The following is a 14,217-nucleotide window of genomic DNA, read 5'->3' on the forward strand; positions in this document are numbered from 1 at the left end:
ATCGCAAGGCGCTAGAGAAACTAAGCTAGTTAATGTATAGTGAAATTAGTACTTTTTACTAAGACTCCAAGGAGAGGTGGCATGGCATTTCAATTGACGACATTTCGTAGCGCTGCCCTTTGCATTCTGATAGCACTTTTATGCGCCTGTAGCGCAAAAGAGGAGCAAGCCAAAACTGAGGTTTGGCTACCCGATACCAAAGTCGTCAAGATGCCAATGGAAGACTATGCTGGTATTCCATTTAACACCACACGCGAAGAGGCAAAAGAAAAATACAATTGCACTGCTTACGAGCTTTCCTTTAGCTGCAAGATGAAAAATGGCGATCAAGAAGAATCGATCTGGCTCATCTATAACGAGGCAGGTCGCCTGGTTCTCATGAAAAAAGAGTTGGGCTACTTCAAGAAAGATGTGGCTGACACCATTATTGAGCGCTTCACCATTAAGTATGGGCTGGACTACACCCCATCAGAAGGTCAAGAGAGCGCCTTTGCGGCCGGTATCAAGAAATCTAAAACTTACGTGTTTGGTGGCGGACAGGTCGCCTTTCAGGTTGGGCGCAGCTTAAATAATCGCAACGAATTAATGCTGGTCTATTTCTTCCCTGAAGATGTGGGAACTACTTTTGCAAAAAGCGTCATGAATTAAAGCATGGCTTTGCCAGGCTTGATTTGCTCACGTACAAAGTTCACTTCCGGCACTTGTGACTCTACCCCACCCGCTTCTTTAACTTCATAAGCCCAAGCCAAGATTTTCGCAATCGCTTCAAATAATGACATCGGGATCATTTCACCGATTTCTAGCTGGCTATAAAGATAACGAGCCAGAGGAGGGATCTCGGCTACTGGCACATCATGTTCACGCGCAACTTCTTTAATGCGCAGTGCGACTTGATCCACCCCCTTAGCCAAGACAATCGGTGCCGCCATTTTTTCGATGTCATAACGTAATGCAACAGCATAATGCTCTGGGTTAACCAAGACCACGTCAGCGCGCTCAATCGCGGACATCATTCGAGAAGAAGCAATTTGACGTTGACGCTGGCGCAGGCGTTGTTTGATTTCTGGAGAGCCCTCTGACTCTTTCATCTCCTGCTTCATTTCTTCAGGACTCATCCGAATTTGCTTACGGAAGTTAAACCACTGTAGCCAGCCATCTCCAATGGCAATTAGCATAAGAGGAATCATCAGCAATAGAAAACCATTGAGAATGAAGTAGGAAGTATGTAATAGGGCCGCATCAAAATCCTGACTCACAATCGAGCGGATATAAACAAACAGGCCGGATAAATATGCTAATCCAATACCAAGCACTAGAGCAGTTTTCAGAATATTTTTAACCAGTTCTGCCAGTGCATTTAAGGAAACCATCCTTCCAATGCCACTCATAAAATCGAGGCGACCTAAATCGAATTTGGGCGCAAAGTACGCCCGAAAGTTCACAAGCGATAAAGGTGCCAGAACCGCTACTAACCAGATGGGCAAAAAAATGAGTCCAAGCAAGCCCAATACAACTAACAAGGGCCCATTTAGCCACTCCTGAATGTGATCTAACAATTGAATGGGTTTAGAAAACTCAAAGCTAGATACAGTCATCATGACTAATTGCTTTAATAGCATTGGGCCAGCAGCAATCAGAAAGATTGCCAGCACCGTCAGCAACGCAAAGGTGGCAATATCTCTCGATTGCGGTAATTGACCTTGTTCGCGCGCGCGTAGTATTCGCCGCTCACTCGGTTCTAGCTCCCGTTCTTGGGCGTTATCGCCTGATTCTGCCAAAGCGCTACTCCATCTCTATAAACTACCTAACGAGAAGAATAAACGATTTAAAGCCCTGGCAAGACCCTAAGGTAGCTGCTTTTTCAATGCTTCCAATTGCTCGTTAGCCTTAGCCAGTTCTTCTGGGCTAAGCTTTGCCTTGATTGTCTTTGCTTCGGATTGCGCTATCGGATTGCCTGATTTGTTCGATAAACTCATCCAAACATAGGCTTTAACCAAGTCAACCGGGGTTTGATTACCCTCTTCATAAAGATGGGCTAAGTTATATTGCCCAGCCGCACTGCCTGCCATGGCCGCTTTTTCAAACCACTGAAAAGCCATAGCCTCACTATTTTCCAAATTAGGACTCTTTTGATAACGGACCCCAAGCTCTAGCATTGCTTGAATATTGCCCTTTTCGGCTGCACGATTCATCCAGACCCATCCTTGCTCAATATTCTTGGAAGTGCCAATGCCCTGGAGATACATGAGCGATAAATCATATTGAGCCTGATTGTCTCCAGCCTCAGAGAGTGCCTTAAATATTTGAAAGGCTTTGACGTAATCGCCCGCCTCATAAGCTGATCGGGCTTGACGATATTCTGAACAAGCTATGATGCAAACAAGCAGTCCAACAAAAAGTGGCACCCGCAGAGCTAGGTGCCAATTTAATAAACGCATGATGATTTACCTAGAGCGACTAAAGAGTGTCTCTTTACTTCTTAGCAGGAGGTAACTTATCTTTAGTAGCTGGGGGTGGCGCATCATCCTTTTCTTCTGGATCATCCTCAGGATTTTCGCCATCCTTATTGACCTTGAGGGCCGGCAAGGGTTGAGGCTCAACTCTATAGCTCGCCCCAAGATCCCCACCAATAAAGCGTGCAAACGAGCCAAAATAACGGCGGGTTAAGTCTGGGTAATAAGGATAGCCTGCTAAATAACCTTTGCTACGTATGCAAGAAGCTGTATTTAAACTGCCTTCACAACTGGCAATGGCTGAGAGTCTACCTACTTCAAACTGCTCACCCATCAGAAAAAAGGCAATGATCAATACCAATGGCAAGATAAACCATTTGAGCAGTTTTTTTAGCAATCGACCCGCTAATTCCATCTTTTCATTCATGCTATGAACTCTCCAATTAAACCGTTCTTAATGATGCTGCGCCTTTTTTGGTGCACTTTTTATTAAATCGTCAGGCAACTTGCGCCAATTAGCTATTGGCTCTTCATTGTGAAGCTTTGCGTACACCTGAACAATTCGTGAATCTGCTGGATTAGCATTTTCCTTCATGGCGTTATACATTTTGGCTCCATCAATCTTATTGCCCGCATCTAGATAAGCTATTGCAGCAGTGTAATAGTAATTTGTTGCCTTATCTTTACGAGGTGCACCTAAAATTGCCGAACTATAAATGTCGCCCAGATACTGATTCGCCCGTGCATTTTTTTGCTTTGCAGGCACACTCAAATATTTATCCGCCAAAGTAAACTGCTCTTTTGCATAGCGACGATAAACCGTTGCCGTCAGAATAAAGTCAGGATGGGTAATTTGCTCAGCTTGCTGATCATAAGACTTCCCCCGCTCATAAGCGATTAAGCCTCGGTAATAACTAGCCTGCACATCACCTTCGGCAGCCAACTGATCTAACTTTTGCAATATTTTTAAAGCATCTTTACTGTATCGCAAAACTGCGTCTTCAGGCTCGATACATTTAGGATCGCGTACGCACGCAATAGCCACAATGCTTTTATCGTAGGCTTTTTTATAGCGCTTATAAAGCTTCTTTGCTTCCGTGCTAGATGCATCAGAATCCGATGAGGTGGCCGCTGAAACAACATGAGGATCTGTATTGCTAGCTAATGCAAGCTTTATGGTAAAGCCCAAAACTAAGGCTAGTATCAGACTGCATGTACGAGGATAAGTAAACAAGGTTCTACCTCGCTGACTTATCCGAAGGTGGGCTCACCTTAGGAGGGATTTCCATCACAGGCGACTTCGGTGCATTATCTTTATTTAAAAATTGTGCCGGAGCACGCAGACTAATCGGAATGTCTTGCTCTCCACGCGGAATGGAATCAGGCACTTTTTCCACGGGACGCGTTATTGGTTTTTCTTCTTGCTTAGGCTTTTTGTTTAACAATGTAATCGATATACGACGATTCAGCGGGTCATTTAAATCTTCAGGATTCAAGGGAACAGTATTAGCAAAACCAATCACCTGCACAACTAAAGCAGGATCTAGTCCACCAGCAATGAGCTCACGACGTGCTACGTTTGCTCGCTCAGTAGAGAGTTCCCAATTGGTATAGCCAGCCTGACCGTTGCTAAACTGAGCGCCATCTGAATGCCCCTCAATACGAATAGGGCCTGGCGCCATTTGAATAGATTTACCAATGATACGGAGCAATCTCCGAGCAGAGACGCTAGGAACAGTACCACCACTACTAAAAAGTGGTTTACCCTTCTCATCGACCACCTGTATACGCAACCCTTCGGCAGTGATATCCATAAAGACTTGGCCTTTAGCATTTTTCAGCTCAGCATCGGCCTCGACTTTTTTCTGAATATCCTCTTTAACTTGCTCGTTTTTGGTTTTATCCTTACGCGCGTTCTCTACATCAGTCACAGAGGAGTCGCTGATACGACGCTGCTCAGTATCAGCATCGGCGCGCGATTCTTCACCAACTGTTTTAGAGATATTGTCTCCACCGCCTTTGATAATGCGGGTAGCGTCTCCTGAGCCCTGGCCGCCAGACAAGGAAACACGCAAAGGATTTTGAAAGTAGGAAGAAATGCCAGCTAAGTCACCAGCAGTGGTTGAGCCAAGGACCCACATCAACAAAAAGAAGGCCATCATCGCCGTTACAAAGTCGGCGTAAGCAATCTTCCATGCACCGCCGTGATGTCCGTGACCGCCCTTCTTAACGCGCTTTATAACAATAATTGGCGCGTCGTTCTTAGCCATACTGCTTATTTCCCTTTAACAGCTTTAGTACCCTCATCAAGTTCAGCAAAAGTAGGACGTTGGTAGCTAAAGAGAACTTTGCGTCCAAACTCTACTGCTGCCGCAGGAGGAAAATTATTTAAGCTTGCAATCAAGATTGCTTTAACTGCCATATAACCGCGCGTATCAGCTTCAGCATTTTGCTCGAGCACTTTTGCAACTGGCGAAACAATCGCATATGCAAGCAAAATACCCAAGAAGGTTCCCACCAAAGCTGCGCCAATGAGCTTACCAAGTTCTGCTGGCGGTAAACCAATGGATCCCATTGTGTGTACCACACCCATAACTGCCGCCACAATACCGAACGCTGGTAAGCCATCGCCCACGTTAGTTACAGAAGCAACCGGGATATGTGTCTCTTGGTGATGAACGTCAAGCTCTTGCTCCATCAAACTTTCAATTTGAATTACATCTAAAGAGCCACCTAACATCATACGTAAATAATCGGTGATGAAATCGACTAAGTGATGGTCTTTCATAATCAAGGGATATTTTTCAAACAAAGGGCTTGCCTCTGGTTCTTCAATATCGCCTTCTAGTGACATCAAACCATCACGCTTAATCTTTTGCAAAATCTCAAACATTAAGCACAGCAAATCTAAATGCATCTGCTTAACGTTACTCTTAGATTTAAATGCACCACCCAAAGCCGACAAAGTCTTCTTCAAGTTAATCATGCTGTTAGAAGCAATCATCGTTCCGACAGCTGCACCAACAATGGTTAACACCTCGGTTGGTTGCCATAAAACCATAATATGGCCGCCATGCAAAGCATAACCCCCAAGGGCACAAGCTAGCGCAATAATCCACCCTAAAGGTATATTCATACTTCGGTTTACTCAGGTTTTATAGTTTTGAAAATAAGTTACTTTGCTGCAGTCTAGCAAACATTGCCTGGGCTGCATTCAGTAAAGTCTGAGCTCTAGTATAAGACGCTGTGGCCGCAGCCATGTCGGTATCTAATAATGCGGACTGGGAAGCAGCCATCTGGGTGCCAAAAGCGCCCATTGCGGACTTGGAATTGTCGACCTGAGAAGCCACGCCACCGCTACGCTGCTCTGCCATTGTTAATTGGTCAAAAGAGGTATTTAGGCCGTCCGAGACTGCTACAGCGGTCCTGGATGGGTTTGTTCCGGAGGCCATTTCACCCAAATAGGTGACAAAACGGTCAATATTGACGTACATGGCTGAATTTTCTGGTACAGCCAAGGTGCCACCAGAGCCAAAAGCATCGTTAAATTGAACTCCAGATTTGACTGTCACATTAGGCTCTATTTGGACATTATTGACTGTGTCGTTAAAAATAGGATTGCCAGTGGCGTCTTTGGCGGTCATTTGATTCTTAATGGTATCTCGAATTTGTGAAGCTTGTACCTGCAATGCTGCGAAATTAGACTTATTCAAGGCGCCACTTTGTGACTGCACAAATAGCTGCTTTAAGCTATTCATCTCATTCACCATGCTATCCATTTGCGTCTGGGCATTGGCATGACTACTGGAAACGAAATTCTGGTTTGCCTTAAACATATCCAGGCGAGAAATATCAAAATCTAAGCGCACACCTCTAGAAACAGCATAAGCGTTATCTGATGCCTTGCTGTATTGCTTACCAGTGGTAATTTTTTGGTTCCAACTCATGGCATCAGCTAAGGCATTATCCATTCCTTGGACACCTGCATCTACAACCTGGTTTGAACTAAATCGTACGCTCATGTTCTACTCCTTAGTTCATGATAGATAAAAGGGTGGTAAACATTTGATTACCCGCTTGCAATACTTTAGTTGAAGCCGTGTATAACTGTTGGTACTTTAATAAATTTGCCGCTTCTTCATCTAGATTAACGCCCGACACCGAGTCTCTTTGTGATTTCAGATTTGAAAGCACAGCAGTATCGGCTTTCTGATTATTCTTCCAGGTGGCCACTTGAACGCCAACTTCATTGACCATATTAGAAACTGAACTACCAAAGATGGCGCTCATTCTCTGCAATGCATTGGCTTTATCAGAAGAAATTAAGGGGGTGGCTCCATTAAAGTAGCTAGCAAAGTTACTAGGCGCCAACGAGACAAAGTTTGCTGCGTTTAATCCGTAATTAACCAATGGAGTAGAGATTCCGGTAAAGCGAATCACCTTGCCATTTAAGGCAGTTGCAATAGATGCTTTGGTATCTGTCGCCGCACTCAAAGTCAATACTTTGCCATCCAAATACCCGGCGATCGTTGCGGCCGTCTGCACTGGGTTGCTCGAATCTGTCAGTGTAAGAGAAACACCCATTTGACTAAAGTTGAGAGTTTGACCACCCGCTACCCCATCACCAATCGTAATGGTTTGACTACCGCTATTACCCGCTAATGTAAGTTGATTGGCACCCACTTTTGTCAAGGTATAGTTGCCCGACAAGACATTATTTTGCAAATTAAGATTTGAAATAGTTTGCGTTGCGGCACCACCAATAGGTAAAGTAATACCATTTTTAATGGCACTAGCAGCATCAACAGCACTCAGTGATGCGCTTGTATTGGCCAACTGTAAAACAATGCCCATTTGATTAAAGTCGAGTGTCTGACTTCCGCCAGAAACGCTATCGCCTACTGAAATAGTTTGGGTTTTTCCTGAGGCATCTGTTAGTGATAACTGATCAGCTCCCACTTTGGCCAAAGTATAGTTACCAACTATGAGAGGGGATCCTGCAGTAAGAGACGCAACTCGTGTATAGGTACCCAATGTAGGTGTCGTGCCTACCTTTACATCGCTTGTTGTAGATACAGCATTACCAAGACTACTATACAGATCCGTTAAATCATTTTCACTGGCTACATTTTGAATCAGACCAGTGACATCATTACTTGCTAAGCTAGAGTAGGTTTTCTCGGAAACCTTAAAACCGAAAATAGCTAAATTCGTTGCCAATCCAGGGCTTGATTGTGCTGCGCCGTTGGCTACTTTTACCAAGCCTAATGCAATGGTGTCTAAGCGCTTTTGTAAGTTAGGTACAAAATTATTTGATAACTCTAATAAGGCTCCAGCCTGACCACCGTCGAGACTTTGAACGGTTGTCAAAACACCTTTTGTAGGTCCATTTTGCAAATTAAAAGTTAAGGCTACACTATTCTGATCTGCATTAATCGTTACTTTGTTAGCGATGGCTCTCTCTACTAGGGGCTGACCTGCAACCAATTGGGTAGCAGTACCATCTGCGTTAATTAAACTTTGACCGCCGACTAACTGCTGTAATTTCGCCAATAAACGATCGCGTTCATCCAATAAATCAGCAGATGGAGCGCTATTGCCCGGGCTATTACCATTCACTATTTTTTGATTCACGCTAGCCAATGAAGGCAACAAGGTATTGACTTGTGCAACGGTATCAACCAGTGCTTTGCGAGAATCACTTTGAATTTGAGTAACCAAACTACTCATGCCTGTCATGCGTTGCGCTACCGCATTTGCTGTGCCAGTAATCGCCCCAGCCATCGACTTATTTGTTGGATCTGCCGCATATGCACCAACAGCATTAAAAAAATCACCGATTGCAGTATTCAAACCGGCAGATTTATCAGCCACCAAACTATCAACGGAATTGGTATATTGCACCAAGGTATCGGAATAACTCGATTTAGCTTGTTGACTGAGTAATTGAGATCCAATTAACGAGGAATACTGACGGGTGAATCCTTCAACTGCAAAACTACTACCATTTAGCATTAGCGAGTTTGGCGCCAATGAATCCATAATCACGCTAGCATTTCGACGTGAATACCCATCTACTGTGGTGCCGGCAACGTTTTGGGAGGTCGTCAAAATACCGGCTTGCGCGATATTAAGACCTGCCATTGCTGATTCGGTGATGGAGTAGATACCCATGTTGCTTCCTTACTTATTTAGGCGCGACGATAAAACCATCGGGTCTTTTCAGGCCCTGAATGGTTTCAGCTGAAACGCTTACTTCTCTTGGTGCATTTATAGGTTTAACGGCAATTTGTCCGTTTCCGCTTAATTTGGCTGCATTAGCTTGTTGAATCAGTTGTTCGGCCATTTTTGTTCCGAACCCCATTCCTTTTCCCTGGGATAGCAAATCAGCCAAATGGTCATCCATAATCTCAAGATAGGATTTTGAGGTACTGGTTGAATCATTTCCACTTAAATCAATTTTTCGAACTGTGCTGAGCATTTGACGTATTAACGTACGCTCAAATCCTTGAGCAGCCTTTTTTAGCTTGTCATCTGTTGAGCTTGCGCTTGGGGCGACAACATTATTGGAAATTAGCCTACCGCTGGCCCAATCAATTGATGGCGTAATTGAATTCGTAGTCATTAAATCACCTCAAGCTCTGCGCGTAATGCGCCGGCGGACTTTAAGGACTGCAAAATTGCAATTAAATCTTGCGGTGTTGCGCCCAACATATTTAGCGCTCTCACTACTTGGTCCAAAGAAGCCCCGCCTGGAATTGCGATTAAGCTGTTTTCTTTGCCGCTATCTTCAATCGTGGCAGTATCCTGGGTCGCAATTGTTGTTTGTCCACGACTAAAAGGTAAGGGCTGACTAATGGTGGGGCTCTTCTGAACTTTTACAGTTAAATTTCCGTGCGCTACAGCCGAGGGCGATAACTGAACTGCTTGGTTCATCACTACTGAACCCGTCCTTGAATTTAAGATAACACGTGCCGGACCACTAACTACGGGCACATCCAAGTCTTGTAGGGCTGCCATAAAAGCTGTTCTTCTTAACGGCTCAACAGGCACACGTACATTCATAGATCTTGCGTCGATTGGTAGCGCTGTACCCAGCCCAAATCTTCTGCCGATGGCTTCAGCTGTTTTTTGCATCATTGCAAAATCAGCTACCCGTAAATCGATCTGAACAAATTCATCCGCTAATAACGAAGGTACCGCTTTTTCAATGATGCCTCCCGATGGAATTCTGCCAGCATTGAGGTGATTAACAGAGGTTGCTGCTCCGCCACTTGCTGCTCTTGATCCACCGATGACTAAACTTCCCTGTGCTTGTGCATATACTTGACCATCGGCAGCCTTTAAAGGCGTCATTACTAATGTACCGCCTTTAAGACTCGTGGCGTTTCCCAATGAGGAAACAGTAATATCAATTTGCTGACCTGGGCGGGCCAAGGCTGGAAAATCAGCTGTCACCATGACTGCAGCAGTATTACGCAATTGAGTTTGGCCACCACCCTGTGGAATAGTTACACCTAAAACACCGATCATTTGCAAGACACTTTGCAATGTAAATGGTGTTTGAGTTGTTTGGTCACCAGTACCATCAAGACCCACTACCAGACCGTATCCAACTAGTTGGTTATTACGCTGACCAGCAATATCAGTAAAGTCTTTGATGCGGTCTGCAAAGCAATTACCCGAGACTAGCCCAACACTAACTGCTAGCAGAAAGTATTTTTTGAATCGGAGGCTAATCAATTTCATATGCTTGATCAGAACGGGGACAGTTTTAGCATAAGCCTAGTAACCCAGCCAGCCCCTTGTGAATCATCGGTTTGACCGCGACCACGGTATTCAATGCGCGCGTCAGCCACCTGCTGTGAAGAGACTTGATTAAACACTAAGGTATTTGGATTCACTACACCACCAAAGCGAATAATTTCTTCCTCATTACTCACGGCAACTTGCTTTTCACCAGCTACCACTAAATTACCATTTGAGAGCACTTCTACAACTGTTACGGTAATCGTTCCGGCAAAGGTATTGCTAGCGGCGCTCGCTCCAGCACCTTCACTCTTAATGTCGCCAGTGCCACTAAAGTTTCCGATAGTAGCAATACTAGTGTATGGACCAAAAGGAGTTGAGCCAGTATTACCAAACTGAGAACTCGCATTGGCTTTTCTAGCTGCAGAAGATCCGGTATTTTTAGCTGCACTAGTTGTTTCATTTAACAAAACAGTCAACGTATCGCCCACATTGCGCGCACGGCGATCTTCAAATAAGGGACGATGACTCACCGCATTAACATAAGGCCCGCCTGAATTAGCAGGGTATAGGCTACCCATATTGGCAGAAGTCTCCTGAATTGGACGCGGCCTTGCTGTGACAGGAGTATTAAGTAAGGTAGGACGGTCCGCACTAGCACACCCCGCGAGCACAACGGCACAACACGCTATAGAAATAAGGCCACGATTGGCGATTACTAAGCTAATCATTACTGACCCATATTCGAAACACGTTGCAAGATCTGATCTGACGCTGTTACTGCTCTGGTATTAATTTCGTATGCACGCTGAGCAGCGATCAAATTCACCAATTCTTCAGCAACGTTCACGTTAGACTGCTCGATGTAGTACTGGTTAGTTGTACCCATACCATTTGTACCGGCAATACTGTTTTGCGCTGTGCCTGATGCAGGAGTGGGTATAAAATTTCCTCCGCCTAACGCCAATAAACCTGCTGGATTAACAAAGTTAGCCATTGTTATCTGACCAGCCTGAATAGCTGTTGTATTTCCCTGCAAGGTATATTGAACTAATCCTGCCTGATTAATGGTCACAGAAGTTGCGTTTGCTGGAATAATGCCTGCGCCAGCAACCACGTTACCTGACTGCGTGACAATCTGGCCTGTAGCGCTACGACTAAATTGACCATTTCGCGTGTATGACAAAGTACCGTCAGCTAACTGAATTTGGAAAAAGCCATTACCTTGAATTGCTACGTCTAACTGGTTACCAGTTTGTACTAAACCGCCTTGAATATTATTTCGCTCTGTTGAAGTTACTGCAGCACCAGAACCAATTTGCAAACCTGAAGGCAGTAGATTTTGTGCGTTTGCTGCAGAACCAGCGGTTCTTAATGAGGTATAAAGCAAATCCTGAAACATCGGCTGAACGCGTTTGAACGCAGTAGTCGATGAGTTTGCTAAGTTATTAGAAATAACATCTAGATTGAACTGCTGGGCGTCCATCCCAGTTTTTGCGATCCATAATGAACGTAACATATTTTTCTCTTTTTCTCGTTAATTATTAAGCTCGTGAGAGGGACAATAAACTGGTTGCTGATCTTGCATTTTGATCGGCGTAGGTAATCGACTTACTATTTAGATCAAACATGCGACTTTGATCAATCATTTGTACCATCGCTAAAGTTGGATTGTTATTACTCATTTCATATGCTCCCTGCACGACGCGAACACTGGCATCAGGCGCAGCTTGTTCACCGGGTATATCAAACAGTCCATCTGCCGCCCTCACCAAGCTATTAGTGTTCGGGTTTACCAACTTTAACTTTCCTGCCTGATTTAAGAATTGATTGCCTGGAATTTGTGTGTACACTGCGCCGTCCTCAGCAATTTGTACAATTGCACCTACAGGTATAGTTATTGAACCGCCCACACCAACCACTGGTACATCCTTGCCCACCATAAGCAAACCCACGTCATTCACCATGAATTTACCTGCCCTGGTATAGGCCTCCTGTCCATCAGGTCGGCGAACAGCAAACATACCATCACCCTTTATCGCTACATCAAGTGAGTTTCCGGTTGTTTGAAGTTGCCCCTGAGTAAAGTTACTCGCTGGGGTTGTATCTACGGCAAAAACACGGGTATCCGCCCCATTTCCTGTAAACGGCACACCATCACCTCTGAGAGGAACCGCGCGATATGCGCTAATGACTTCGCGAAACCCTGGCGTTAAAGAATTTGCCAAATTATTAGAGGTCACTGCCAATTGCTCAGTCGATGCTTTTGCACCGGTCATCGAGGTATAGGCGAATCGATTGATCATATTGGCTTAATTACCTATTCTTATCGACCAATATTGATAGAGTCATCAATCAGCGTAGCTGCCATCACTTTAGTTGCCTGTGACACTGCAGAATATTGACGTTGTAACACCATTAACTTTACCAACTCTGAAGTTAAATCCACATTTGATTGCTCTAAGGATCTTGAACGCACTTGCCCCAATGTTCCATCTCCAGGAAAGCTCAATAGTGGATCGCCTGATGCTGAAGATGCTTCAAATGTATTATTGCCGTTAGGTATTAGACCTTCTACATTATTGAAATAAGCTAATAGCACCTGGCCCTTAATTTTTGATTTTCCATTGTCATACTGAGCCGTTAAATTTCCACTAGAGTCAATGTTATAAGACACCAACTGGGATGTTGCTGAACCATCCTGATTGTTTGCATAGGTTTGACCAGCAGAAGTATATCCAGTCATATCCGTGTTATCTAATGTAAATTGAACGATGCCTCCATTTAGTGTTTGACCAAACGTGCTGCCTTTACCACCGCTGGCATCAATTTTCATTTGTGTGACAAATTGAGGTTTGCCAAATGCATCGCGAGATAGTGAATCTAAGTTTTTACCAGCTACAAATCCAATCGTTCCTAGAGATGTTTGTTCCAGCGTTCCACTCACTCCAACCGCAGTGGTTGCAGCGCCTGCTGCATTGCTTGCTACCGCTACATTATCTAAAGTAGCAAAGACTTCAAATCGATCGACATCCACGGTGTAGGTTGCCTTAATTCCAGCTGCAGCGGCAGTTGTTTGCTTAACCGATAAGTTTGTTCCATCTTTTAATTTTAAGTTATAGGTTGAGTTAACTGTGTTTGCAGTTCCGCTCATCAATGTCAGCGTAGTTTCAAACAATGCCTCGGTAGGACCTGCCACAGAAGATGCTACTGCTGTAGTAGCAATGGTTGTTGCCTGCTCACCACTTGGCTTTACACCAGCATTGATTGATTGCTTAGGATCAAAATCAAATGTTGTGTCAACAGGGGTATTGGCTGTTCTTGCAGTGATTGTGAGAGGCTGAGAGCTTACTTTTTTATAAAATACTGATAAGGTATGAGCAGCACCTTTATCGTCATAAACAGTTTGCGATGTCGCCTGAGAATACGTTGCTGGTACAGATGGATTAAAGATGTTTCCAGTCGCTGGATCAACGCGATTGTCTAAATTCAAATTGATGTTTGAATTTTTAGTAGCCACCTGCGCTAACGGTGTGCGATCTAAGGTTAAGGTGGATTTTGCAGTTGAGAGCACCTTGCCAGCTGAATCTGCTGGATAACCTACCAAGAACATCCCATTTTCATTCACTATTCTATTTTTACTATCGACCGCGAACTGACCATTGCGGGTGTACTGAAATTTAGTTGGATTTTCGGTCGGGACTGTTCCGTCCACTGTCTTGGCCAATTGGAAGTATCCTGGGCCAGTAATAGCCATATCCAATGGATTTTGCGAACCAACCACCGTGCCATATGCAGCTGTTCTTCTAATAGCCATGCGATATGAACCCATACCAGCTCGGTCTTCCGATTGCGGATCTTGCGCTCTAAAAAATTGGTCTGAAAATACATATTCTCCAGATTTATATCCAATCGTCTGCGCATTTGAAATGTTATTACTGGTTACATCAATTGCTTCAGATGCTGACATTAAACCTGAAAGTCCGATTCCGTATCCCATTTTTATTCCTTTGTC

15 protein-coding genes are annotated in these 14,217 nt (G+C 44.3%); 1 reads left to right on the plus strand and 14 read right to left on the minus strand.

What is annotated here, in order from left to right; all coding sequences use genetic code 11:
• Positions 1-81 precede the first annotated feature (81 nt).
• Positions 82-648: a hypothetical protein gene (locus ICW03_RS08745; RefSeq protein WP_215347406.1), complete on the plus strand. Its 567-nt coding sequence runs from the start codon at positions 82-84 to the stop codon at positions 646-648.
• Here ICW03_RS08745 and ICW03_RS08750 read toward each other — a convergent pair.
• From ICW03_RS08750 to ICW03_RS08815, 14 genes are all read right to left on the minus strand, one after another.
• Positions 645-1,778 (minus strand): flagellar biosynthesis protein FlhB, encoded by a 1,134-nt coding sequence (locus ICW03_RS08750; protein WP_215347408.1) that lies wholly within the window; start codon positions 1,776-1,778, stop codon positions 645-647. The genes ICW03_RS08745 and ICW03_RS08750 overlap by 4 nt on opposite strands.
• A gap of 66 nt (positions 1,779-1,844) precedes the next feature.
• Positions 1,845-2,438 carry a tetratricopeptide repeat protein gene (locus ICW03_RS08755; RefSeq protein ID WP_215347410.1) on the minus strand — a complete coding sequence of 198 codons (594 nt, stop codon included), beginning with the start codon at positions 2,436-2,438 and terminating at the stop codon, positions 1,845-1,847.
• A gap of 34 nt (positions 2,439-2,472) precedes the next feature.
• A complete protein-coding gene (locus tag ICW03_RS08760) occupies positions 2,473-2,880 on the minus strand; it encodes a hypothetical protein (protein ID WP_215347412.1) in 408 nt (135 codons plus the stop codon).
• 27 nt (positions 2,881-2,907) lie between these two features.
• On the minus strand, positions 2,908-3,687 hold the full coding sequence (locus tag ICW03_RS08765; protein WP_215347414.1) for a hypothetical protein: 780 nt from the start codon (positions 3,685-3,687) through the stop codon (positions 2,908-2,910).
• A gap of 4 nt (positions 3,688-3,691) precedes the next feature.
• Positions 3,692-4,723, minus strand: a complete 1,032-nt coding sequence (gene motB / locus ICW03_RS08770; protein ID WP_215347416.1) for a flagellar motor protein MotB — start codon at positions 4,721-4,723, stop codon at positions 3,692-3,694.
• Between the two features lie 5 nt (positions 4,724-4,728).
• On the minus strand, positions 4,729-5,589 hold the full coding sequence (motA, locus tag ICW03_RS08775) for a flagellar motor stator protein MotA (protein WP_215347418.1): 861 nt from the start codon (positions 5,587-5,589) through the stop codon (positions 4,729-4,731).
• 19 nt (positions 5,590-5,608) lie between these two features.
• Positions 5,609-6,475, minus strand: coding sequence for a flagellin (locus ICW03_RS08780; protein WP_215347420.1), 867 nt, complete (start codon positions 6,473-6,475; stop codon positions 5,609-5,611).
• A 10-nt stretch (positions 6,476-6,485) separates the two neighbouring features.
• Entirely contained in the window at positions 6,486-8,627 is a 2,142-nt protein-coding gene (locus ICW03_RS08785) for a flagellar basal body rod C-terminal domain-containing protein (protein WP_215347422.1), read from the minus strand.
• Between the two features lie 13 nt (positions 8,628-8,640).
• Positions 8,641-9,078 (minus strand): hypothetical protein, encoded by a 438-nt coding sequence (locus ICW03_RS08790; protein ID WP_215347424.1) that lies wholly within the window; start codon positions 9,076-9,078, stop codon positions 8,641-8,643.
• On the minus strand, positions 9,078-10,202 hold the full coding sequence (locus ICW03_RS08795) for a flagellar basal body P-ring protein FlgI (RefSeq protein ID WP_215347425.1): 1,125 nt from the start codon (positions 10,200-10,202) through the stop codon (positions 9,078-9,080). Before ICW03_RS08795 ends, ICW03_RS08790 begins: the two co-directional genes overlap by 1 nt.
• Positions 10,203-10,210: 8 nt before the next feature.
• Positions 10,211-10,933, minus strand: a complete 723-nt coding sequence (locus ICW03_RS08800) for a flagellar basal body L-ring protein FlgH (RefSeq protein WP_215347427.1) — start codon at positions 10,931-10,933, stop codon at positions 10,211-10,213.
• Complete coding sequence (gene flgG / locus ICW03_RS08805; RefSeq protein ID WP_215347429.1) at positions 10,933-11,721, minus strand: flagellar basal-body rod protein FlgG; 789 nt, start codon at positions 11,719-11,721, stop codon at positions 10,933-10,935. The genes ICW03_RS08800 and flgG overlap by 1 nt, the downstream gene beginning before the upstream one ends.
• Positions 11,722-11,746: 25 nt before the next feature.
• Positions 11,747-12,508, minus strand: coding sequence for a flagellar basal body rod protein FlgF (locus ICW03_RS08810; RefSeq protein WP_215347431.1), 762 nt, complete (start codon positions 12,506-12,508; stop codon positions 11,747-11,749).
• A 20-nt stretch (positions 12,509-12,528) separates the two neighbouring features.
• Positions 12,529-14,202 carry a flagellar hook-basal body complex protein gene (locus tag ICW03_RS08815; protein WP_215347433.1) on the minus strand — a complete coding sequence of 558 codons (1,674 nt, stop codon included), beginning with the start codon at positions 14,200-14,202 and terminating at the stop codon, positions 12,529-12,531.
• Positions 14,203-14,217: the final 15 nt, after the last annotated feature.

This window comes from Polynucleobacter sp. MWH-Aus1W21, from assembly GCF_018687275.1.
Classification (GTDB): Bacteria; Pseudomonadota; Gammaproteobacteria; order Burkholderiales; family Burkholderiaceae; genus Polynucleobacter.